At 42.2% G+C, this 23,659-nt stretch carries 22 protein-coding genes; 8 read left to right on the forward strand and 14 right to left on the reverse strand.

Annotated elements, in window-relative coordinates; genetic code table 11:
- Positions 1 to 31 precede the first annotated feature (31 nt).
- From NOS7107_RS04095 to def, 5 genes are all read right to left on the reverse strand, one after another.
- Entirely contained in the window at positions 32 to 934 is a 903-nt protein-coding gene (locus NOS7107_RS04095) for a S1 RNA-binding domain-containing protein (RefSeq protein ID WP_015111726.1), read from the reverse strand.
- 112 nt (positions 935 to 1,046) lie between these two features.
- Entirely contained in the window at positions 1,047 to 1,790 is a 744-nt protein-coding gene (locus NOS7107_RS04100) for a dienelactone hydrolase family protein (protein ID WP_015111727.1), read from the reverse strand.
- Positions 1,791 to 2,034: 244 nt separating this feature from the next.
- Complete coding sequence (locus NOS7107_RS04105; protein ID WP_044500502.1) at positions 2,035 to 2,235, reverse strand: hypothetical protein; 201 nt, start codon at positions 2,233 to 2,235, stop codon at positions 2,035 to 2,037.
- 430 nt (positions 2,236 to 2,665) lie between these two features.
- Positions 2,666 to 2,869, reverse strand: a complete 204-nt coding sequence (locus NOS7107_RS04110) for a hypothetical protein (RefSeq protein WP_015111729.1) — start codon at positions 2,867 to 2,869, stop codon at positions 2,666 to 2,668.
- A 10-nt stretch (positions 2,870 to 2,879) separates the two neighbouring features.
- The gene (def, locus tag NOS7107_RS04115) at positions 2,880 to 3,443 is read right to left on the reverse strand and encodes a peptide deformylase (protein ID WP_015111730.1); all 564 of its coding nucleotides are present in this window, start codon (positions 3,441 to 3,443) and stop codon (positions 2,880 to 2,882) included.
- 236 nt (positions 3,444 to 3,679) lie between these two features.
- On the opposite strand from def, the gene NOS7107_RS04120 reads away from it, so the two are divergent.
- The 4 genes from NOS7107_RS04120 (at position 3,680) to NOS7107_RS04135 (ending at position 7,882) form a co-directional block, all read left to right on the forward strand.
- Positions 3,680 to 5,194 carry an AAA family ATPase gene (locus NOS7107_RS04120; RefSeq protein ID WP_015111731.1) on the forward strand — a complete coding sequence of 505 codons (1,515 nt, stop codon included), beginning with the start codon at positions 3,680 to 3,682 and terminating at the stop codon, positions 5,192 to 5,194.
- A 132-nt stretch (positions 5,195 to 5,326) separates the two neighbouring features.
- Positions 5,327 to 5,818: an SH3 domain-containing protein gene (locus NOS7107_RS04125; RefSeq protein WP_367580003.1), complete on the forward strand. Its 492-nt coding sequence runs from the start codon at positions 5,327 to 5,329 to the stop codon at positions 5,816 to 5,818.
- A gap of 272 nt (positions 5,819 to 6,090) precedes the next feature.
- On the forward strand, positions 6,091 to 7,635 hold the full coding sequence (locus tag NOS7107_RS04130) for a peptidoglycan-binding protein (RefSeq protein WP_253274504.1): 1,545 nt from the start codon (positions 6,091 to 6,093) through the stop codon (positions 7,633 to 7,635).
- Positions 7,636 to 7,684: 49 nt separating this feature from the next.
- Positions 7,685 to 7,882: a hypothetical protein gene (locus NOS7107_RS04135; RefSeq protein ID WP_015111734.1), complete on the forward strand. Its 198-nt coding sequence runs from the start codon at positions 7,685 to 7,687 to the stop codon at positions 7,880 to 7,882.
- A 44-nt stretch (positions 7,883 to 7,926) separates the two neighbouring features.
- Here the strand turns inward: NOS7107_RS04135 and NOS7107_RS04140 are convergent, their stop codons facing one another.
- From NOS7107_RS04140 to NOS7107_RS04150, 3 genes are all read right to left on the reverse strand, one after another.
- Positions 7,927 to 9,696, reverse strand: coding sequence for a ribonuclease J (locus tag NOS7107_RS04140; RefSeq protein WP_015111735.1), 1,770 nt, complete (start codon positions 9,694 to 9,696; stop codon positions 7,927 to 7,929).
- 230 nt (positions 9,697 to 9,926) lie between these two features.
- Positions 9,927 to 10,811: a 4-hydroxy-tetrahydrodipicolinate synthase gene (dapA, locus tag NOS7107_RS04145; RefSeq protein ID WP_015111736.1), complete on the reverse strand. Its 885-nt coding sequence runs from the start codon at positions 10,809 to 10,811 to the stop codon at positions 9,927 to 9,929.
- A 138-nt stretch (positions 10,812 to 10,949) separates the two neighbouring features.
- Positions 10,950 to 11,993 (reverse strand): aspartate-semialdehyde dehydrogenase, encoded by a 1,044-nt coding sequence (locus NOS7107_RS04150; protein ID WP_015111737.1) that lies wholly within the window; start codon positions 11,991 to 11,993, stop codon positions 10,950 to 10,952.
- Positions 11,994 to 12,611: 618 nt separating this feature from the next.
- Here NOS7107_RS04150 and tig point away from each other — a divergent pair.
- The 4 genes from tig to NOS7107_RS04170 all read left to right on the forward strand — a co-directional run bounded on the left by tig (position 12,612) and on the right by NOS7107_RS04170 (position 17,548).
- Complete coding sequence (gene tig / locus NOS7107_RS04155; RefSeq protein WP_015111738.1) at positions 12,612 to 14,027, forward strand: trigger factor; 1,416 nt, start codon at positions 12,612 to 12,614, stop codon at positions 14,025 to 14,027.
- A gap of 488 nt (positions 14,028 to 14,515) precedes the next feature.
- A complete protein-coding gene (gene clpP / locus NOS7107_RS04160) occupies positions 14,516 to 15,214 on the forward strand; it encodes an ATP-dependent Clp endopeptidase proteolytic subunit ClpP (RefSeq protein ID WP_015111739.1) in 699 nt (232 codons plus the stop codon).
- A 9-nt stretch (positions 15,215 to 15,223) separates the two neighbouring features.
- A complete protein-coding gene (gene clpX, locus NOS7107_RS04165) occupies positions 15,224 to 16,564 on the forward strand; it encodes an ATP-dependent protease ATP-binding subunit ClpX (RefSeq protein ID WP_015111740.1) in 1,341 nt (446 codons plus the stop codon).
- Between the two features lie 63 nt (positions 16,565 to 16,627).
- Complete coding sequence (locus NOS7107_RS04170) at positions 16,628 to 17,548, forward strand: alpha/beta fold hydrolase (RefSeq protein ID WP_015111741.1); 921 nt, start codon at positions 16,628 to 16,630, stop codon at positions 17,546 to 17,548.
- 36 nt (positions 17,549 to 17,584) lie between these two features.
- Here NOS7107_RS04170 and NOS7107_RS04175 read toward each other — a convergent pair whose 3' ends face one another.
- The 6 genes from NOS7107_RS04175 to NOS7107_RS04195 all read right to left on the reverse strand — a co-directional run bounded on the left by NOS7107_RS04175 (position 17,585) and on the right by NOS7107_RS04195 (position 23,374).
- Entirely contained in the window at positions 17,585 to 18,568 is a 984-nt protein-coding gene (locus tag NOS7107_RS04175) for a GntR family transcriptional regulator (RefSeq protein WP_015111742.1), read from the reverse strand.
- Between the two features lie 138 nt (positions 18,569 to 18,706).
- On the reverse strand, positions 18,707 to 20,329 hold the full coding sequence (locus tag NOS7107_RS04180) for a mucoidy inhibitor MuiA family protein (RefSeq protein WP_044499645.1): 1,623 nt from the start codon (positions 20,327 to 20,329) through the stop codon (positions 18,707 to 18,709).
- Positions 20,330 to 20,424: 95 nt separating this feature from the next.
- A complete protein-coding gene (locus NOS7107_RS04185; protein WP_015111744.1) occupies positions 20,425 to 21,354 on the reverse strand; it encodes a LysR family transcriptional regulator in 930 nt (309 codons plus the stop codon).
- Positions 21,355 to 21,499: 145 nt separating this feature from the next.
- The gene (locus NOS7107_RS28425) at positions 21,500 to 21,640 is read right to left on the reverse strand and encodes a hypothetical protein (RefSeq protein WP_157373951.1); all 141 of its coding nucleotides are present in this window, start codon (positions 21,638 to 21,640) and stop codon (positions 21,500 to 21,502) included.
- On the reverse strand, positions 21,630 to 22,424 hold the full coding sequence (locus NOS7107_RS04190) for a BMC domain-containing protein (protein ID WP_015111746.1): 795 nt from the start codon (positions 22,422 to 22,424) through the stop codon (positions 21,630 to 21,632). Before NOS7107_RS04190 ends, NOS7107_RS28425 begins: the two co-directional genes overlap by 11 nt.
- A gap of 203 nt (positions 22,425 to 22,627) precedes the next feature.
- The gene (locus NOS7107_RS04195) at positions 22,628 to 23,374 is read right to left on the reverse strand and encodes a hexapeptide repeat-containing transferase (protein ID WP_015111747.1); all 747 of its coding nucleotides are present in this window, start codon (positions 23,372 to 23,374) and stop codon (positions 22,628 to 22,630) included.
- Positions 23,375 to 23,659: the final 285 nt, after the last annotated feature.

Here is a 23,659-nt window from a genome sequence, read left to right on the forward strand (position 1 = left end):
TTGCTTAAGAATCAGCACTTTAACGTAGCAGCTATTCAGCTGACTTATTAGCTGCACGATGAGCGCGTGCTTCAGCAGAAGCCATCACTTCATCCATATTTTCTAGCACTTCGCCAGGGAAGTTTTCTAAAATTCTGGTAGAAATTGCGACTCTACCTTTACCTTCATCCAAGTCAATAATTACAGCTTTAATGGTTTGGCCGACTTGGAAGACTTTTTCGAGAGATTCGATAAATTTTTGGCTGACTTGCTTAATATGCAGCAAGGCACTCATCCCATTTAAATCGACAAATACCCCAAATGGTTTAATGCCAGTTATTTTACCTTCAACTAGCTGACCAATTTCTAACAAACTGAAGTTACTAGAACGAGTTGCTAAACGTTGAGAAAGTACGAGTTTTTTGCTGTTGCGGTCTACTTCCAAAAAACCAGCGGTTAAAGTGTGACCTTTAAGTGCTTCTAAGTTATCACGTTCAGCTAAATGCGATCGCGGAATAAACCCCCGCAAAGATTGAAAATCTACAGTGACACCACCTTTATTCACACCTGTTACCCGGACTTGGATTGTCTGGGAATTCTCCTGCATTTGTACCAATTTTTCCCAGATATGCTGAATTTCTAACTGCCGTCGAGAAAGAGTTACTTGACCTTCTGCATCCTGTTCTCGGATAATCAAAAACTCTAATTCTTCTTGCAACGGCAGCACCTCCGATAAATCGGTTACTGCTCTCAAAGAAGCCTCATCGCGGGGAATATACGCAGATGCCTTGCCACCAATATCGACGTACGCGCCATCGGGGTCAAGTTGGAACACTTTACCGTGAACCACCTGGCCTTTTTGAAACTGGTAGTCGTGTTTTTCGAGTGCTTGGGCAAAATCGTCCATTGTAAAAGACGAATTGGCTTTTTGAGATAGATTCGATTCGGAATTCATGACTAATGAAAATAAATTGTTATTTAACTAACACCACTGGATTTTTTAGATAGTCCTGGGTCATTGGTCATCGGGTATTACTAATGACCAATGACCCAGGACTAATCAGGTTTCAGTTCAATTGACTAAACAATTGTTTTACCTGAATCCAAGCATCCGCAGCAGCCTTTGGATTATAGCTGGCACGACGATCGCAAAAAAATCCGTGGTCAGCTCCATCGTAGCGGAAGACACGATGAGGAATTTTGTATTTTTCTAACTCTGCTGCAATTTCCTCTGTTTGTGCTGCGGGAATACTTGCATCTTCCATCCCAAAAAAGGCGTAAATTGTGCCGGGAATTTGGGGAGTAAGCGTTAAAGTAGCAGCACCTCCGCCGGGTGTGTTGCTCGTAATTCTAGCACCGTAGAAAGATGCGGTAACTTTGATATCTGGTAAAGTGGCAGCAAGATAAGCGACATGACCGCCAAAACAGAAGCCAATACAACCAATGGCATTGGGTTTGACTTGGGGTAGAGCTTTGAGATAATCAATGGCTGATTGAATATCGTTGAGTAATTCTGGTGCTGTAGTTTGCTCCCAAGCGTATTTTCTGCCAACCTCAATATCTGCTGGAGTGTAACCAGTTGCAAAACCAGGAGAAAAGCGATCAAATAGTGCCGGTGCGATCGCTACATACCCTAGCTTGGCAATTCGCTCTGTTACATCTCGAATATGGCTATTAACACCAAAAATTTCCTGTAAGACTACAATTCCTGGATAAGTACCGGGTTCTTCTGGTTGTGCTAAATAAGCCGATATTTGCAGATTATTTTGTAAAAGCTTAACCCATGAGGTGCCTATTGCTAGTTCTGTCATAGTTATTTCTACTAATGCTCCTCAGTGATTTGATCTAACTATGCCAGTATGTTTAGGCTATTCCTCGCAATTAATCAACTACTAAAGTAAATAGGACTTCCGCAAAAAAACAGAAAATTAAGGTTTTAGAGCAGGGTGTAGGTATTCAAAACCCATACACCCAACTGAACAAACACAACAACGTAGCGATCGCCTAGCGGCAAAACTGCGAGAATTAAATATTGATCCAGATGCTATTTAGCAACTACTCATCTTCCGGTAGTACCCATTTTGGCGGTTCCATCATTTTTTTCCGCCTACGTTCTTCAGCCATTGCCAGCATTTCGTCCAAAGAAGTCTCTTGGATGAATTGTGATGCGGCTTCTCTAAACTCGATATTGGGACATTTATCCCCTAAAATGCAACCTCTAACGCAGGCTTCCGCACAGTTAATTTTCGGCTCCACAGTCAATTCCTCTCTCATTAGGGTGTTTTCCTACCCACAAGATAAATTTTACCTGCTTAGTTGAAAAGTTTTGAGTGCTGAGTTACCGAAGTTGAGAACATGAGACTATAGCAATCCTAAATGAGTCGTGAAAAACATAGATATGGAAACGAACCACCAATAACGCCTTCGCGTAGCGTCTCGTAGAGAAGGACGCAAAGGTAAGAAAGAAGGAAAAGATATAAAAAATTTACAAATGATTTAGGACTGCTATAGTACAACAAGGCAAAAGTCAAAAGAAAGAATAGTGATACCACAAGGTTTTTAGCAATTCCAGATGGTCTGTTGATTTAGTCCGACTTGTACTAGGGAGTTGCAATCTCGAAAAATAAAAGGTAAAAGGGTGAACTTTGGTTTTTGTCATCCTTTTACCTTTTTATATACCTGATGCTTATTTAATGTTAGCCCTTGCGTCCCTCACTGCGGCAATAAAAAATAATCCTGTCAGAGGAATACTTAATCCTAAGATAATTGCAGTGGTTTGGAAGCCTAAATCTGGTTGTCCATAACTGAGTTCAAACACCGAACCAACAGCAGCGATCGCTGTTATGCAAGACGCACCGAGAAACAAACCGCTTTTTGGAGTTAAATACACTACTAGCCCCCTATGCTAATGGTTTCACCGCTTGATACGAGAAGCCATTTTTAGATAACTCCTGTGCCAAAGTCAAGGAATTCTCTACACGGTCAACAAATACTACACCGTTCAGATGATCCATCTCGTGTTGAATGCAGCGTCCGAGTAAATCTGTCCCTTTTAATGTCTGGGGACGACCATATTCATCTTTGTAAGCAACTTCTACAACTTCAGGACGCTTCACATCCAGATAAACATTAGGAATGCTCAAACATCCTTCTTGAGCAACACAGATTTCTTGGCTTACCTGTTTAATTGTGGGATTAATTAATACTAGTGGTGGATTGTCTGGGTTATCTGGTTCGCAATCAATGACAATAAGTTGTTTATGAATTCCTACCTGGGGCGCAGCCAAACCAATGCCATCACTGCTGTACATAGTTTGCAACATTTCGCGTACCAGTTGCCGCAGTTCATCATCAATTTTTGTAATGCGTTTGGCTGGTTGACGCAATGCGCGATCGCCCAAATAGTGCAGCTTCAAAGGCGGATTTTTTAACTTTTTTTTCTCAACAGCAATTTCAGAGGGCATGATTATTTCAATGGCTCAATTGTGCAAATTCCTACTATCTCAATTCTACCAATCTCAGTTAGACCTCATAATTTTTACTCTAAAACACACTCCTGAATTACTTAGCGTACCGCTGCGCCTACCTCAGCGTAACCTCGCGTTAAAAAAACTCCATAACGGCTGGGCGAACTTATAGCTCATTGCTTAAAGAAAGTTGTACATTGCCATCAAGAGCAACTCACAACTAAAAACTAGATATGAACTTCCGTGAAGAGTTTAAATTGCTGCTCCGCGCCCGTTACCCTTTGATTTACATTCCCACCTACGAAGAGGAACGGGTAGAAGCAGCCATCCGCGAAGAAGCCACCAATCAAGGTAATCGCCCAGTTTATACTTGGGATTTTGTTGATGGCTATCAAGGAAACCCCAACGATGCGGGATTTGGGCGACGCAATCCCCTACAAGCGTTGGAATTTCTGGAAAAATTACCCGCTTCAGCCCCAGCCGTAGTAATTTTACGAGATTACCATCGTTTTTTAGATGATGTGGCGATCGCCCGTAAACTCCGCAACTTCGCCCGACTTTTGAAGTCACAACCGAAAAATATTGTTTTGTTGTCGCCGCGCATCGCCATTCCCGACGATTTAACCGAAATTTTAACGGTTGTGGAGTTTCCTTTACCTGCTGCGCCGGAAATTAAAACAGAGATAGAACGGTTGCTTCAAGCTACTGGTAACTTGCTTTCTGGAAAGGTTTTAGATGATTTGGTGCGTTCTTGTCAAGGACTTTCGATGGAACGAATTCGCCGAGTTTTGTCCAGAGCGATCGCTACTCACGGCGAATTACAACCAGAAGATGTTGATTTAATCCTCGAAGAAAAGCGTCAAACTATTCGCCAAACCCAAATCCTCGATTTTTACCCCGCCACGGAGCAAATTTCTGATATCGGTGGATTGGATAATCTCAAAGATTGGTTATTAAGGCGTGGTGGTTCATTTACTGACAGGGCGCGTCAGTATGGCTTACCTCATCCTCGCGGCTTATTGTTGGTAGGGATTCAAGGAACTGGAAAATCTTTAACCGCCAAAGCGATCGCTCATCATTGGCATTTACCTTTGTTACGTTTAGATGTTGGGCGGTTATTTGGCGGCTTGGTAGGCGAATCAGAATCACGCACACGCCAAATGATTCAAGTAGCCGAAGCCCTCGCCCCCTGCGTATTGTGGATTGATGAAATAGACAAAGCCTTTTCGGGGCTGGGTAGCAAAGGTGACGCAGGAACAACTAGCCGGGTGTTTGGGACTTTTATTACTTGGTTAGCAGAGAAAACCTCACCTGTATTTGTGGTGGCTACAGCTAACGATATTCAAGCCTTACCGCCAGAAATGTTGCGTAAAGGGCGATTTGATGAAATTTTCTTTGTTGGTTTACCGACTCAAGAAGAAAGAAAAGCCATTTTTAACGTTCATTTATCCCGATTGCGCCCCCATAATTTGAAAAGCTATGACATTGACAGGTTAGCTTATGAAACACCCGATTTTTCTGGGGCGGAAATAGAGCAAACTCTGATTGAAGCTATGCACATTGGATTTAGCCAAAACCGTGATTTTAATACCGATGATATTTTAGAAGCCGCCAGCCAAATCATCCCCTTGGCGCGAACTGCTGTAGAACAAATTCAAAAACTGCAAGAATGGGCTGCGGCCGGGAGAGCGCGTCTAGCCTCAAAACACAGTCCATTAAGCGACCGCATTCACCGACAATTGCAGTAATTAGTTTAGGGTCAATAGTCCATTGTCCAAAAGGATGAAGCCTAAACAATACAATTTCATACTTCATCCTTTATACTTCGTACTTCACTATTGACTATTGACCATTGACCGTTGACCATTGACTATTGACTATTGACTATTAAACTAACTATGCTTTCTGGTTTACTAAAGTTAATCCTAGGTTTCGTCTTAGCGATCGCTGTTTTATTAGGTACAGGTCTGACAGTGGCGCTTTATTTTGTTAACCAAACTGCGATACCGCCGAATAAACCTATTTTTGCCAACGACAATCCCTCTTTAAAAAACCAAGCAACTAAAGAAGCCAAAGACGAATCTACGCTGACACCTGAATCTGAGTCAACGCCAACACCCACACCAACGCCAACACCCACACCCACTAAACAGTTACCACCTGGAGCTTATCAAGGACGTGTTACTTGGTCTGAAGGATTAAGTTTACGTGCAGAACCAAATCAGGAGGCGGAAAAATTAGGGGGAGTGACTTTCAATCAAAAAATCACAGTTTTAGAAGAAAACCCAGATAAAACTTGGGTAAAGATTCGTCCAGAAGGTGGCGAACAAGAAGGTTGGGTAAAAATTGGCAATATTGAACGTGTCAACTGAAGTCTACAACCTATTCCTTTCTCCCTAAACTTCATATTTTTTTAGCAAAAGCCACAATTACTGCCAGCCAAAAGTGGTATATTTTTATATACACTAATTAGTGTAATTAGCAGTAAAAAAATTATAATCTCTACTTACTTTTAACCCAAATTCATTAAGATAAAAATTTTAGTCTCTTACCGAAAAATCTTTTGCCCGTTGTGATGTAAACAAATAGCACAACCCATAAAAGTCGATAACAAGTCAGTTAAAAAACTCTTTTACTCAGGGAATTGTCATCAGCCAACAACTTGGTAAAAATCATGGAAGCCATTGGTTATCTTTATGTCGCCTCAGCCTACGAAGCATCAGAAAACATTGAGATTGTACCGATAAAATGGGAATTTAAATTTTTGCATTGGCCTAAACTGTCTAGCCCAGTTGCCATGCGTCTTTTATCTTTAGCACTGACTATAAGTATTTTAAATTTAGCTGACCAAACTTTAGCACTCCAGCAAGCAGGTAGTCGCGGCACAGCCGTCACCAATATTCAGAAGTGTTTAAAAAATTTAGGTTATTTTAATGGCCCGCTAACTGGTAGGTTTGCAAGTTTAACTCAGCAAGCAGTTATTGGTTTTCAAAAAGCTAAAGGACTAGCTGTTGATGGAATGGTTGGTGCTAAAACTCAACAAGCTTTACAACAATCATGCCAAAGTCAAATCAAGCCTGAAAGTAGCAATGGCCAATTGCGATTTGGTAATAAAGGTCAAGCTGTTTCCCAATTACAACAAAATTTGCGCCAGTTGGGCTATTTTAATGGCCCCAAAACTGGCTATTTTGGTTCACAAACTCGCCAAGCACTCATCCGATTTCAGCAAGCTGCTCAAATTCCCACTAACGGAGTTGTTGATAGTCGCACAGCCCAAGCGCTACAAAGTAATTTAAGTGTAGGTGGTGAATATCCCCTCCTCTCGGAAGGTAGCAATGGCCCAGGGGTGACAAAATTACAACAACGTTTGCGGGATTTAGGTTACTTCAAGATGAATCCCACTGGAAATTTTAGAAGCGTCACGAAAAATGCCGTAATTGCATTTCAACGCCAAGCAGGCTTACCAGCAACTGGGGTTGCTAATGCCCAAACTTGGGATGCACTCTATAATTCTGGTCAGGTACCAGGTAGCAATAATTCTGCGAGTCAGCAAGTCAGAGATGTACAACAATTACTACAAGATTTAGGATACTACAATGGTACTCCTACTGGTACTGTCGGCACACTGACACGAGATGCGATCGCCCAATTTCAACGAGACAAGGGACTCCCAGCCGATGGGATTGTTGATGCCCAGCTTGTGAAAGCCGTGCGTCAAGCTTGGGAAGCGAGATATTCTAATCAACCCACCAGAACGGTTCTCGCAATGGGTGCAAAAGGCAATAATGTCAAGGCAGTTCAAGAGCGTTTATCGCAATTAGGTTACTTTAATCGATCTTTGGATGGCATTTTTGGTGAATATACTAAAAATTCCGTTTTAGAATTCCAAAAAGATTATCGCTTAAATCCCACTGGCAAAGTAGATGGGCAAACTTGGCAAGTATTAGGCTTTGATAATTCTGTGGCTACAAATCGTCCTGTGAGTAATCGTTATTATGTAGCAGCAGTGCCGATGCAAAATAGCGATACCCTTGACAAAGTGCGGCGCTTTGTCCCCAATGCTTTCCCAGATATGTCTATGCCAGGAAATTATGTGAATGCTGGGGCATTTAGCGATCGCTCCGTTGCTGAAAATCTCACGAAAATGTTACGCTCCAAAGGACTAAACGCCAAAGTGCAGTTTATTTAGCATTTCGATACTGTAGATATAGATTGCCATATCAAACCCAAATAAGAGAATGCCAGATTCAGCATTTATTATCTTTATTGTTTTTGGCTTTGTTTGGGTAGCGATGGGCGCAATTGCCATCATCGCCCTATTCAAGTCGGAAGGCCAACAAATTCGCTTTGATAAATGGGGATTGCTCGTAACTATCCCGATTATCATCCCAATTGTGATTGTGTTGTTATACCAGGTAATTAGACCATTAATTTAGAGACGTTACACTGCAACGTCTCTAAATTATCTACTCAGCACTCCTTAAGATGCAACTTGTGCCGCTGTCCGAGTTCGCCGCCTTCTACCATCCGCAACTTTTACAGGTGGTTCATCAGGAATTTGCATCAACAAGGTAACAGTTGGTTGACATTGTAATTCCCGACGAATTGAACGGGCTAATTCTCGTTCTAGAGTTCCTTGCAATCCACCCCAGTCGATTTCTGGTTGTTCACCTTCTAGAGAGGCAAATTCTGACCAACGCACGCCCAGGATTTCTTCAATGCGCTGCTGTACCCATTTTTGGATCAGCGATCGCTCAACGCTGGTAACAACACCACGCAAGTGAATTTCTGGCTTGGCCATCAGTTTACCAGTCCAATCAATCGCCGCAGCAATAGTTACAATCCCTTCTTCTGCCATACGTTGCCGTTCTTGCAGCACCTTGGCACTGACCATCCCAGAACTAGAAGTATCCACCAGTTCTATCCCCGCCTGCACTTTACCAGCCGCACGGATGGAATTTTCTGTCAGTTCGACAATATCCCCATTCTGGATAATCACCATATTTTCGGCGGGGATACCCATGCTTTGGGCAGTTTCGGAGTGTTTAACTAACATCCGATGTTCACCGTGAACGGGCAAAAAGAACTTGGGACGAGTTAAAGCAATCATCAACTTTTGGTCTTCTTGACAGCCGTGACCAGAAACGTGAATTCCCTTATCTCGTCCGTAGACCACTTTCGCACCCTGAATCATCAACTTATCAATGGTGTTGACAACTGCGATCGTATTGCCAGGAATAGGGTTGGCAGAGAAGACAACAGTATCGCCTTCCCTGATTTTGATATGGGGGTGTTCTTGGTTAGCAATCCGGGTCATTGCCGCCATTGTCTCGCCTTGAGAACCTGTGGTGAGAATCAACACATTTTCGCCCGGCAGATTGCGAACTGTATGCAGTGGTTGCAGTAAGTTATCTTCACACTTGACATAACCCAAATTACGGGCATGGGCAATCAAATTCAGCATGGAACGCCCAACAACTGTTACCACACGATTGTGTTTCTGCGCCAGTTGCAAAATCATGTTGATGCGATGCACCGAAGAGGCGAAGGTAGTGACAAACAATCGTCCAGTGGCTTGACTAAATACCCGATCCAAATTTGGATATACCGAACGTTCCGAAGGGGTGAATCCGGGGACTTCTGAGTTGGTGGAATCACTCAGCAAGCACAGCACACCTTTTTCACCATGTTCTGCTAAACGCTGCACGTCAAATTTTTCCCCATCAACTGGGGTGTGGTCAAATTTAAAATCCCCTGTGTGAATCACGACACCCAGAGGAGTATGAATAGCAACGGTAAAACTATCAGCGATGGAATGGGTATTACGAATGTACTCAACAAAGAAATGTTCGCCAATCCTGACTAAATCACGGGGCAGAACTGAACGCAACTCGGTGCGATCGCGTACTCCTGCTTCTTCTAATTTTCCTTCCAGCATGGCCATTGCCAGCCTTGGCCCGTAAATTACCGGAATTTCAAATTGCTTGAGGTGGAAAGCAATACCACCGATATGGTCTTCATGACCGTGAGTAACGACCATTCCTTTAATTTTGTGCCGGTTTTCCCTAAGATAACTAGTATCGGGAAGAACAATGTTTACTCCGTGCATTGCTTCTGTAGGGAAGGCTAAACCCGCATCTAATAAGATGATTTCATCATCGTATTCAAAAACGCAGGTATTTTTGCCAATTTCATGTAAACCGCCCAAAGGAATAATTTTTAGGGCGGAGTTAGCTTCGTTTTTAGCCATTTTCTCCTTGGTTAGATTGTTGTTTAGTGTTAATAGATTGAAGGTTAGCAAGCTTGTATTAAAGACAACACTGGCTTTCTCTCGGAAAGCAGTTAAATTTCGTTTAGATTTTCAACTGTTTGTTCAATAAAATTTTTTTAGCAGCGATAGCACCCTTTTATAAAGTGCCTCTTCAAAATCTGCCCATTATTCGTATACACATTTACGGCAATTTGCCAACCATACACTGCCTAAATTAAATTTAGTTTCTGAAGCAACGCCTCTAGTTTTTGGCTAACTTCTGAGTCAGCATCACATAGCGGCAGACGTGTTGAACCAACCTCCCAACCTTGAAGTTTAAGTGCTTGTTTAATGGGAATGGGATTTGTAGTGATAAATAAAGCTTTAAATAACGGGAAGAGTTGAAGATGAATATCTCTGGCCTCTGCAATTTTTCCCGCACTAAAAGCTTGAATCATCTGCTGTAGTTGGTTGCCTACCAGATGAGAAGCCACACTGACTATCCCTGTTGCCCCCAGCGCTAACAAGGGCAGTGTGAGGGAATCATCTCCAGCGTAAATCTTAAATTCTTGTGATGTCAAGCGACGGATTTCACTTGCCTGATCTAAATTACCACTGGCTTCTTTGATTCCAACAATATTATCAATTTCTGCTAATTTGGCAACTGTTTCAGGACTGAGATTCTGTCCGGTACGACCAGGAACATTGTATAACAACACCGGGATATCAGGACAAGCTTGGGCAATTGCCTGAAAATGCTGATACAGACCAGCTTGTGGCGGTTTATTGTAATAGGGTACAACTTGTAATGTACCGTGTACTCCTATTTTAGCTGCCTTTTGAGTAGCCGCGATCGCTTCTTTGGTGGAATTGGAACCACACCCTGCTATCACTTTGGCTTTGCCGGACACGGACTGCAAGACTTCTAAAAATAACTGGTATTCCTCTTCCCAAGTTAGAGTTGGGGATTCTCCTGTTGTACCGCATATCACCAACGTATCCGTTCCGTTGTTAGTTAGATGCGCCGCTAGTTCTGCCGCTAAACCATAGTTAACACTACCGTCTGCTTTGAACGGCGTGATCATAGCGGTTAAAACTCTACCAAAATCTCCCACCCTCTTTTTACTCCTGATTACCTGTTTGGTTTTTTCTGTTGGTGGTTTTCTATAATGTAATAGCTTATTTGCTAATTACTTTCAAGAGTGATGCGCTCATTTGTTTTTTGCCATTAATGTTTGGCTGATGACGCGAAACTACTGAGAGATGTATGCTTGTGCTGACTTGAGAAGATTTTTTTCCACTAATAATTCAGCAATTTGGACTGCATTCAACGCTGCGCCTTTGCGAATTTGATCACCACAAAGCCATAGTTCTAAACCGCAAGGATGAGAAATATCTTGACGAATCCTACCCACCAAAACTTCATCCCGTCCAGTTGCTTCTATGGGCATCGGAAAATGATTTGCCCGCCAATCTTCTACCAATTTCACCCCAGGAGAGTGGCTTAAAATTTCTCTAGCAGTATCTGGACTAAATGGACTAGCAAATTCTAAGTTAATTGCTTCTGAATGGGCTCGGAGTACGGGAACCCGTACACAAGTTGCACTAATTCTAATTTCCTGTGTACCAAAAATCTTCCGCGTTTCATTTACCATTTTCATTTCTTCCTCACAATACCCAAAATCATTCATGGGTGTGTTATGAGGAAATAAATTAAATGCTAATGGGTAGGGTAATACTTCCGCTACTGGTTCCTGTCCTTGAAGAATAGCAGCAGCTTGAGTTTTGACTTCTGCCATTGCTTTGGCACCAGCACCACTAGCTGATTGGTATGTGGCAGCAATAATTCGTTGGATTGGTTTTACTTGATGCAATGGCCAAATTGCCACTGCCAGCAAAATTGTCGTGCAGTTGGGATTGGCGATAATACCTTGATGAGAGGCTGCGGCTTGGGGGTTAACTTCTGGTACAACTAACGGAACTTCTGGATTCATCCGAAAAGCACTGGAGTTATCGATAACCACTGCTCCTTTTGCTACTGCCACCGGAGCCCATTTTTTTGATGTGGAACCGCCAGCGCTGGCCAATACCAAATCTACATTTTCTAAAGCGCGATCGCTAACTGGTTCTACTACTAAATTCTCTCCTTTAAATTTAAGAGATCGCCCTACACTGCGCTCAGATGCCAGTAATTTTAATTCCGAAATCGGAAAATTTCGCCTTTCTAATAATTCCAGCAACTCTGTTCCGACAGCACCAGTCGCACCCAAAATAGCTACACGATATGTATTAGACAAATGAACTCCTCCTTATAATTTAAGAGGTAATGAGTAATGTTTTGAAATTGGAATTTTATGCAAATAGCAGTAGCAGATTTTGAATATTCTTTTGATTTTATTCCAACTTTTTAATCACAGTAGGTTAATTTTTGAGTTACATATCTTAATAAATAATTTAGCAATTACAATTTCTTATAATTATTCAGTAAGTTTTCTACCAATTAAAAAAGTATATATTATTGTACAACAAATTACTGCTCAGAGAAAAACGTTCAGCAACTGCTGCTCAAACATTATTGATGATGAAACAATTATTTTGCCCAAAAGCTTGACTTGGACTTAGGCAGGTAATCAATGTACTATGATCCGAGATAGCATCAAGCCAGGACATTAAACCACCGAGCTATGCGGTAAGCATTATAGTTAAACTTGGACTTGTCAGGCAAGAGACCTCGCAAATAATAAGGGTGTATAGATAAATTTATTGTGGTAAAGTGCCAAGTCTTTGGCCATTGGCAGTAAACTGGATCTCTACTGAAGGCACCTGCCATTTCCACCTAGAGATATCAAACCACATAAGCGTTCAATAGTCGCTTGTGTGTACTTGGAGTTAAAAATACCAAATAGAGACGAAGCATGAAAGTTACCCAGGAGAAACTTCCCGCCAGCCAGATAGGGCTGGAAATAGAGATTGCACCAGAAATCACTCAGCAAACTTACGATCAAGTTATTAAAAACTTATCCAGTACTGCAAATATTCCTGGGTTTCGTAAAGGTAAAGTGCCTCGGCAAATATTGCTTCAGCGCTTAGGCATAACTCGCATTAAGGCAGCAGCCCTAGAAGAATTAATTCAAAATGGTATAGAGCAAGCAGTCAAACAAGAAGATATCCAAGCAATTGGTCAGCCGCAATTGCGTTCTTCGTTTGAGGACTTGATCAGTAATTATGAACCGGGGAAACCCTTTACTTTCTCAGCTGCTGTTGATGTCGAACCAGAAATAAATCTCACCCAATACACTGGTTTACAAGCCCAAGCGGAGGAAGTTAAATACGACCCAACACAGGTAGATAGCGTTTTGGAAAAAGAACGCCAACAAATGGCAACTTTGATTCCTGTGGAAGGAAGAGCAGCCCAAATTGGTGATGTTGCTGTTGTAGATTTTAAAGGTGTGATAGCCAAAGCTGAAGGCGAAGACCCTGATGCCGAACCAACACCAATTCCAGGTGGTGATGCTGCTGATTTTCAAGTGGAGTTAGAGGAAGATAAATTTATTCCAGGTTTTGTTACAGGCATAATAGGCATGAATCCTGGCGAAACCAAGGAAATTTCAGCCCAGTTTCCAGATCCTTACGTTAACCAAGAGTTGGCTGGCAAACCAGCAATTTTTACAGTTACTCTCAAAGAACTAAAGGAAAAAGAACTGCCAGAACTGGACGATGACTTTGCCCAAGAAGTCAGCGACTTTGAAACCTTAGAGGAACTGCGGAAGTCTCTAGAAGAACGCTATCAAAAAGAAGCTGACGACAAAACTAAAACCAACAAACAAGAAGCATTGTTGGCAGAATTACTCAAGTATGTAGAAATTGACTTGCCTGGAACCTTAGTTGACCAAGAAGTCGATGCTATGCTGACACAAACAGCCATGCGCCTATCGCAGCAGGGCTTGGATGTGAGAAAGCTGTTTACTCAAGATATTCTGCCACAATTGCGGGAGCGATCGCGCGGCGAGGCAATTGAACGCCTAAAACGTTCTCTAGCCTTACGAGAAATCGGCAAACGCGAGTCTCTCATTGTCACACCAGAAGAACTGCAAGCCAGAGTCACAGAACTTTTAGATCAGTATTCTGAGGAAGAGGTTGACGAAGATAAACTGAGTTCTATGGTGGAAAACGAACTGCTGAGTGAAAAAATTATCAATTGGCTTTTAGATAACTCATCAGTTGAGCTAGTACCAGAAGGAACCTTGAGCGCCAAGGAAGAAGAAGCAACTGCACCAGAGACTGAGGCAAGTAGCAGCGACTCTACGGCAGAATCAGAAGCAGAGGTTTAGGGGTATAAGGGTGCAGGGGTGTAGAGTTGCAAGAGTAATAGGAAACATATTACTCAGCAACGCCACTTGCGACAACGGAGCAAACCTCCCTTCAGGTTCACAGTCGCCTGCGGAGGGTTTCCCTCCAGCAGCGCTGATTCACCGCAAAGCAGTGGCTCCTCAGCACTTTCCTTCGGCAATCTCTACTTTTGCGCGATCGCCAGACATCTGTTCGTGGATTAAGCTAGGGTAGGAAGTGCCTTGTTTGAGTATGAACAATTATTACTCAGCACTCAATCATCAAGATTTAATGGAGGCATTAATATTGCTGGAATATTAAAAGTAAAATCCTATATTTTCTCATGACCAGAACTTAAGACTGTGTTACACGAGAAAAATCTGGATGAGGCATAATAGTTAACACATAGCTCAAATTAAAATCTCATCCGTTAAAAAAAGCAGCGATCGCTGCCTTAAACTAAGTCCTACTAATCGTTAGATGTTCTCCTATGCTTTTATCGCAGTCAGGAAATTACCCCATCATCAGTTCCAGCCATTTAGCTATTAACTCTCATCTAAATGGCCCCAACAGCATTGTGCCAACTGTGGTAGAGCAGTCTGGTATGGGAGAAAGAGCTTTTGACATCTACTCCCGTCTGCTGCGAGAGCGGATTATCTTTTTGGGAACTGCCATTGATGATACCGTTGCCAATTCAATTGTCGCTCAGTTGCTGTTCTTAGACTCAGAAGACGCAGAAAAAGACATTCAATTGTACATTAATTCTCCTGGTGGCTCCGTCTACGCAGGAATGGCAATTTATGATACGATCCAACAAATCCGTCCCAATGTTGTTACTATCTGTTTTGGATTAGCCGCAAGTATGGGGGCATTTTTGTTAGCAGCAGGAACCGCAGGTAAGCGGATGTCTTTACCTGATTCGCGGATTATGATCCATCAACCACTAGGTGGCGCTCAAGGTCAAGCTATTGATATAGAAATTCAAGCCAGAGAGATTCTTTATATCAAGGGTCAGTTGAATCAGTTATTGGCTCATCATACGGGTCAACCTCTAGAGAGATTAGAAGCAGATACAGACCGTGACTTTTTCATGTCGGCAGAAGAAGCCAAAAACTACGGTTTGATTGATCAGGTCATCTCCCGACAAAATCTTCCCACAGCTGGGGAAAACGTCACCATTCTGAAATAAGAGGCTGGTATGTCTAAGTACGACTCCCATTTAAAATGTTCGTTTTGTGGCAAGTCTCAAGAGCAGGTGCGTAAGTTGATCGCAGGGCCAGGAGTATACATCTGCGACGAATGCGTTGACTTGTGTAATGAAATACTAGATGAGGAGTTACTGGACACCAACGGTGTAGCGCCACAACCAGCACCTAAGTCTGAAGCACCTCAAAAACGCCGTAATCGTTCTGCTAATCTCTCATTTAATCAAATACCCAAACCAAGAGAAATTAAAAAGTATCTTGACGAACATGTCATTGGCCAAGAAGAAGCCAAAAAAGTTTTATCAGTCGCAGTTTACAATCATTATAAACGGCTGGCAATCTTACAGTCTAAAGGCAATGGCAAAAACGGGGGAGATGACTCAGTAGAACTGCAAAAGTCAAACATTTTGTTAATTGGCCCGACTGGTTGCGGCAAAACACTATTAGCCCAAACCCTAGCTAAAATTTTGGATGTACCCTTTGCTGTAGCTGATGCTACCACATTAACAGAAGCAGGTTATGTCGGCGAAGATGTGGAAAATATTTTGCTGCGACTGTTGCAAGTGGCAGATTTAGATGTAGAAGAAGCGCAACGTGGGATTATCTACATCGACGAGATTGACAAAATTGCCCGCAAAAGTGAAAACCCATCAATCACACGAGATGTTTCTGGTGAAGGCGTGCAGCAAGCTTTACTGAAAATGCTAGAAGGCACGATCGCCAACGTACCACCACAAGGGGGACGTAAACATCCGTATCAAGACTGCATCCAAATCGATACCAGTAATATTCTATTTGTCTGTGGCGGTGCTTTCGTTGGCTTAGAAAAAGTTGTAGAGCAAAGAGCCGGGAAAAAGTCAATCGGTTTTGTACAACCAGGGGAAGGCCAATCAAAAGAAAAACGCGCCGCCGATGTGTTGCACAATCTGGAACCAGATGATTTGGTAAAATTTGGGATGATTCCAGAGTTTATTGGACGGATACCAATGGTGGCGGTGGTTGATCCTCTAGATGAAGAAGCACTAATGGCGATTCTGACTCAACCACGCAGTGCTTTGGTGAAACAGTACCAAAAACTGCTGAAGATGGATAATGTTCAATTAGATTTTAAACAAGATGCTCTACGAGCGATCGCTCAAGAAGCCTACCGCCGCAAAACGGGTGCAAGAGCATTGCGAGGCATTGTAGAAGAACTCATGTTAGATGTAATGTACGAATTACCATCCCGCAAAGATGTGACTCGCTGTACAGTCACAAGGGAAATGGTAGAAAAACGTTCTACCGCCGAACTTATAGTACATCCATCCTCATTACCCAAACCTGAATCAGCGTAATAGTCATTAGTCATTCGTCATTAGTCCATTGACTTTTAACTTTTAACTTTTGACTTTGAAAAAATGCCTTACATCAATGTGCGTGGTGTTGACCATTACTACGAGTGGGTGAAACAATCATCTACTGCTTTGACGAAACCCGTGATGGTATTCATTCACGGTTGGGCTGGTTCAGCTAGGTACTGGAGGAGTACGGCAAATGCTTTATCAGAACAATTTGATTGTTTACTTTATGATATGCGCGGTTTTGGGCGTTCTGCTGGGAAACCGACTCTAGTTCCAGCCAGTGAGTCTGTTGCTACTTCTGAGTCTAGTCCAGAAACATCAGCCGCAATTCAAGAGTTAACTTATGAATTGGAAGAATACGCTGATGATTTAGCGGTACTTTTAGATAAGTTGCATCTTGGGCGTGTTTATATCAATGCTCATTCAATGGGTGCGTCTGTTGCAACTTTATTTTTTAACCGCTATCCTCAACGGATAGAAAAAGGGATTCTAACTTGTAGTGGAATTTTTGAATACGATGAAAAAGCCTTTACTGCCTTTCATAAATTTGGTGGTTATGTAGTTAAATTCCGTCCCAAGTGGTTAGGTAAAATTCCATTTATTGATCGGATGTTTATGGCGAGATTCCTACATCGTTCTATCCCCAAATCTGAACGTCAGGCTTTTTTACAAGATTTTCTCGAAGCAGATTATGATACTGCTTTAGGTACAATTTTTACTTCGGTTAGCAAGGCACAATCTGAATTAATGCCACAAGAATTTGCTAAGTTAACTATGCCAACGCTGTTAGTTGCGGGTGAATATGACCAGATTATTCCCGCCGTAATGGGAAGACAAGCCGCAGCAATGAATGACAAAATTGAATTTGCGCTAATTCCTAATACAGCACATTTCCCCATGTTGGAAGATGTGCCGACTTACTTGCAACGGGTACGAGAGTTTTTGCAAATTACTGCGCCAGAAGTGAAAGTGAATTGATTTTTGATATTGCAACATCTCACTTCTATCTGTGGGTTAATTTAAACCTAGTTCTCGTTTTAGTAAGTTAATTGAATTTAGTCCTATGTAATTTTCTACCTTAATTAATTTAGGTGGTCGAATAATATCTTCCGCAGCAGCTTGTACCGCCATTTGTACTGCTCGAAAACTAGCAACATCACTGATAATAAATTCAGCCCGCTTCACAATTGCTTGAAGTTTATAAGCATCTTTTGGTTGCGCTGTCATCACGAGTAGTTCATCTCCGCGTAAACCGTGGAGGATAACTTCAGCAGCACGGGCAATGCCTGTACTCAGGCTGACTATGCCTATACAATGATCTTTTGCCAGGTTTTTGACTAGATTCAGTTCTTTACTGTAGTCATAGATATCGAGAGGGATAACTCTGACAGCTTTGGGTGCAGCAATTTGTTCGACTTCACCAATAAAATAGCGGCTGGTAACAACTGTAGCCGAGTTAGTTTTATCCAAAACAGCCGCTAATTCTTCCATTCTGATTAACTGAATGGGTATTTTCAGAGATTGCTCTAATTCATACACCATCAATTCCCCAGCACCGAGGTCTTGAGAAGGGACTGCAACCAGTACCTGGGCGCTACAACGCAAACGCCAATCCATTTCGGCTAAAAATAGCTCACGCGCTTGGCTGAGGGAACAGCCTTGGGCAAGGAGTTGGTCAAGAGCTTGCTGGACAACTTTATATGCTTCAGGGTGTGCTTGGAGAATGGGTGATTGCAATTTGCTACCGCCCTCATGACCTTGAGCGCGGACATAAATTCCTGAACCAGCAAGACTTTCTACTAAGCCTTCATCTTCTAGCTGGCGATAAACTTTGCTAATTGTATTACGGTGTAATCCAGTTTGCATTGCTAATGCCCGTGTGCTAGGCAATTTGTAAGCAGGTGGATATTGCCGAGATGCGATCGCAAACCTGATTTGATTAAATAACTGAGTAGAGGCGGGAATTTCACTGTCTGGCTGAATACGAAATTGAATCATTACCAAAACTCCTAAATCAAGTAACAATCAGCAACCTGCTACATTTGCTACTTGTCGTATTTTTTATTTGTAACACTCAACAAGTAAGATCCGATACAGGTCAAGTATAAAGCCATCTCATCTGGGTTTGGGTAATATCTATATATCTAAACCAACCACCGTTAATTCAGGCGGATGTTCTAGCGTAAATTGATAATATATTTCTCGTCGCTCTTGAGGTAAAACGCTTAACTTCCATTCTAAAATTCCCATTTCCCCTAGTTGAATTTGCGGTTGGATGCGGGTAAGGCGAATTTTTATTTGTTCGTCGCGGCTAACAGGTAATTGTTCTGTAATCTTTAAATTAATTTCTTGATTCAGTAAGTTAGTAATTAATAATCGATAAGCGTAAGTAGTTCGACGTTGATTCACAATCATCTTTTTATCTACTTGGCGCTCAACTAAATTCCGTTCAATTTTGATACCTTCATCAATGCCTAAGTTCAAGATAAATTCTTGTCCAGGGGCTATGTTTTCTAATTTAGTTCCACCCACAAAAACATCATCTCGAAAAATATTGGCTTTCCCTGGTAATAAAGTTGCACCATCAGAACTATTTTTTACATGAGCTTGTAAGTAAGCAAAGCTTACCAAACGTGGCATTACCACATAATCAAAAGTACAGGGATAATCATCATGAAAAATTGTTGTTTTATGGGGTGCGCCATCACTAGGAACATTCCCACCGCCATTGAGTTTAAAAGTAACTACGCTTCCTTCTTTGGAGATTGCTCCTCCTATATTTTCTGCTGCAACAAGAGCATCACTAGCTAAATCCTCCTCATCTTGTGAAAACAATGAATCAGCCGCAGGCATAGCCGCTATGCTAGGCAGTGATGGACGGGGTAAGGCTCGTCGTCGGACTGTAAGTTGACGTAGGGTATCAATATACCAAGGTTCTAGTTTTGGTGGCAGCGTACCCAATCCTGGTTTAGCCGTTGAGAGAGTAAGAGATACATCTAACCAGTCTTCGCCAGTATTTTGGATGATTTCTGCTAGGTAGCTTAATTTTACTGTTTGATTTGTGCTATCTACTCGCAAATCATAAAGGGGAGTCCAACTAGCATGATTGACAATGTAGGATACTTCTAACTCAAACTCGCCTGCACCAGCAACTTCTATACCGACAACCAAGCTAAAACTTTCTTGGGGATGGGGTGTTTGAATATTGTGCAATGTGGCGTGGAGTGCCTGTAGTTGCTTGTCTAGTTCCTGTTGTTGGCTATGGTAATCTCCAGATGCGATCGCATATTCGCTATATTGGCTACCCAAAAAGTTCAAAAAATCCAAGGTTTCGCTGAGGCTGAGATTTTTGCGAGACAAGCTTTGAGCAAATGGTTCTTCTGTTTTTTCTCGCAAGCCTTCAAGAAATTTCGCCTGTAAAGCTAAAGCATCTATTTGCGCTTGCAGATGGCGTTTTTCTGCTTCTATTTGTTGAATTTGACGGTTTAAATGTGCTACTCGTTCGGCAATCGGTTCGGTGGTGTAGATGCGATCGCTACTAACTCCCAACAAGCCTACTCCAACACTACCTGTCCCACCCACTCTCACAGAATCAGTTTCTAGAGTCACTGGCAGTGAATGAATGACTAATTCTCTTTCTACCCCTGTTAAAGAAATTACACCTCGTCGTGTAACTAGGGCTTGATCGCTGTATACCGTCACAGCTACTACCTGAGTGGGAACTGTTTTTCTCATAGAAGGAGTTTCCGGGTGTATCACTGCCAGCTTTCCCCAATATCAAATGAATCTGCTGGTTAATTTTGTCATGGTTCAGATGCTTCAATCTAAACAAGTTGAAGCTGAGATTTCAAAACTCAATCAACAGTGCTATAAACAGGAATTTCAGTCTGCTCCACAAAAGTCTTGGCAGCATCCAGCAAATACTCATAATAAGTACGAGCTACAATTGATAACTGTTTACCTGCCGGATAAACCATGTACCAAGCTCGTTTAATCGGGAAGTGCTGCACATCCAAAATGCTGAACTCTGAGGCATCTGAGAGCAAAGTATGACGAGATAATACAGAAATCCCTAAACCTCCAGCGATCGCTTGCTTAATGGCTTCGTTACTCCCCAATTCCAGCTTAACGTTCACTTTTATCTCGTGTTCTTCTAACAGATTCTGCACAGCGCGGCGAGTTCCTGAACCTGGTTCTCGCATAATAAAAGGCTGATTATTTAACTCTTGAATGGGGATATTTTTCTCCTTTGCTAGGGGATGATTTACTGGAGCAAAAACTACCAAAGGGTTATCTAAAAACGGTTCACAATTAACATCTAAATGCTCTGGAACCTGACTCATAATATACAAGTCATCCAGATTCTGCGTCATCCGCTCAATAATTTTCTCGTGATTTGTTACTTGCAAGGAAATATCAATTCCTGGGTAACGCTGGCAAAACGGACCTAATAACCGCGGGATGAAATACTTGGCTGTGGTAATAACTGCTAAACGTAATTGCCCTTGTTTTAAGCCTTTTAAATCAGCAACTTTCATCTCAAACTGGGCGATAGTTTCAAAAATTTGCCGACAAGTAGCAAAAAGTTCTCTACCTGCTTCAGTCAAATACAAGCGTTTCCCAACCTGCTCAAATAATGGTAAACCCACAGATTTTGTTAATTGCTTGATTTGCATGGAAACTGTAGGTTGGGTAAGAAACAATTCCTCCGCAGCACGAGTAAAGCTACCATGCCGAGCCGCCGCCTCAAATACCTTCAACTGGTGTAGCGTCGCTTGGTTCAAAGGTGATTCTCCTCTAATAGCGATCTTATAGATATAAAACTAGTATCACGGAACACCTGCAAATCATGGCGTATCGCTCATACGAAGTTATGAGTTTTAGTATAGATAAAAATCTATGTTCGCTATTAAAAGAAAGATATTTGATTTATAGTCCGTAAAAGTTATGATCAAAATAACAAGCGAAGCGTAAGATGCCTTCCAACCAAAGATGAATGCTGAATACTGAATACTGAGGATAATTTTCCCACAATTCATCACTCAAAATTCGTAATTCATCATTCATCATTCCATAATTCTTCTGTAACTTTTGCCGGTAACTTAGCTAAATCAGGCAATTGGAGTATCTCTAACTCAGCGACTTGCTCCTTAATATTCACGGGCATCTTAATCGGTTGCCGTTCTTCTATCCAACAACTGGCAACAGGTAAGGTTTGTTCTAATTCATCTAATGGCCGAGGAATCACCATTACAGCATTCAATTCACCAATCCGTTCTGCTTCATACATTCCAGCTTCCACTGCTACTGCGACATTAGCCACAGAGCCACGAATAATGGCTGTACATAACCCCGCACCAATTTTTTCATAGGCTGCTAACTGCACATCAGCTGATTTCAACATGGCATCACAAGCTCCTACCATCGCTGGAAATCCCCGCGTTTCCACGAGTCCAATAGCGAGGTTACTCAAACGGCTATAACTGCCTTCTTCCATATATTTACTTAATCTATTAGTAATGGGCAGCACTACATCCAGATTAGGAAAAGGGCGAGGAATCACCAAACTAGAAACCAATTGACCAAACTGTTCAGCAGTTTGGACACCTGACTCAACTGCTAAACGTACATCAGCGATGCCACCTCGAACAATTGCGGTACAGTGACCGCTACCAATTTTTTCATATCCAACGAGGTGAACCCCAGCAGATTTCAACATCATATCAGCAGTTCCAACGATTGCCGGAAAGCTGAGGGTAGATACTAAACCCAAGGCAGTATCCTTGAAGTTATCTCTGTCTCGGCGACGCGATGTCCGAACAGTGCTAAGGGACTGTTGATTATATGTGTCCATGTGGATTCTCCAGGATACTCACAGTCAATAATGTAGATGCCCTTTTGCCAGCTTTCCCGTACTCCAGAGGAAAACCCGCAGGTTTGGGTAGGCTAAAGGTCGAAAGCGAAAGGCTGAAGAATAAAGCATAAAGGATGAAATAATTTTTCTCATCCCTCATAATTCATAACTTCATACTTTAGAGGACAACTTACAATTAACACTTATTCGGGTGGTTCGTCAGACTTAGGATTGTTCAAGGATTGCCTATGGGGAAATAATGTCGTTAATAGCCTGTGAATACTCCCTTGCCCATAAATTTGAGTTCCAAAAATATCCGCAGATTCAGAGTTATCCGCACTAATTTCTGATGAACCAGCAGCAGTTTCATCTTTCTCAGGCGGTGGCGGTTGAGCAGAGGGTGTGGGCGAAGGTTGGGGAATTGAAATAGACTGGTCGGTTAACTCCAAGAAAGCAGAAGCAGAAAGATTAGTTGAGGAAATAGAAATAGGTTTTTCCTGACTTCCCGCAAAATTATTTTCCTCTGGTTGTTGCTCTTGGATATTAGGAGAAACAGTGTTATTCGTGGGTGGCTCTTGTGTTTGAGGCAGACTAATCTGACGACTAGTATCTCCTAACACTGAGCTTGGTGGTACTACTCTTCCTGGTTCTACAGAACAATTAAAAACTGTTGTTGCTGCACCAATACAAGCATTAGTACCAATTTTGCCTGCTCCCACCATCAAAAAACCAGCCCCCAAGTTAGCACCTGCTTCTACTTCCAGGGTTCCTTCATTGACTTGGAGAATTGACCCCATACCAATACAGACACCAGAGCCAATAATGATTTTACTGTTGGTAGCTGCTTGAAGTATCACACCAGGTGCTAACACCGCACTGGGATGAATAGTCACATCGCCACTAATGTAAGGCTCAAAGTTATTGTGGAGGCGCAGTGGCGGCACAGACATGGAAAATTAAACCTCGGAAGAAAGCAGTGCTGAGGAGCAACTGCATTGGGCAGCTTTGCCGACTTGTGGCAAGTGGAGTTGCTGAGTTCTGAGTACAGATAGAAGTACTGCAACTCGGAAGTGGCTCTTTGTTTTGGCGTTTTAGCAAGTAGCATCGCTGAAGAAAAATTTGTTTCCCCAACTTGAGTTTAGGTTTAGATAACTAAGATTTCATGCTTGTAGAAACACAATTAATCATGTCTTTACTTAGCACGCTGCTCAACGCCTCGCTACTACTCTAAGCAC

Origin of the sequence: Nostoc sp. PCC 7107, from assembly GCF_000316625.1 — a bacterium.
Lineage (GTDB): Bacteria > Cyanobacteriota > Cyanobacteriia > Cyanobacteriales > Nostocaceae > Nostoc_B.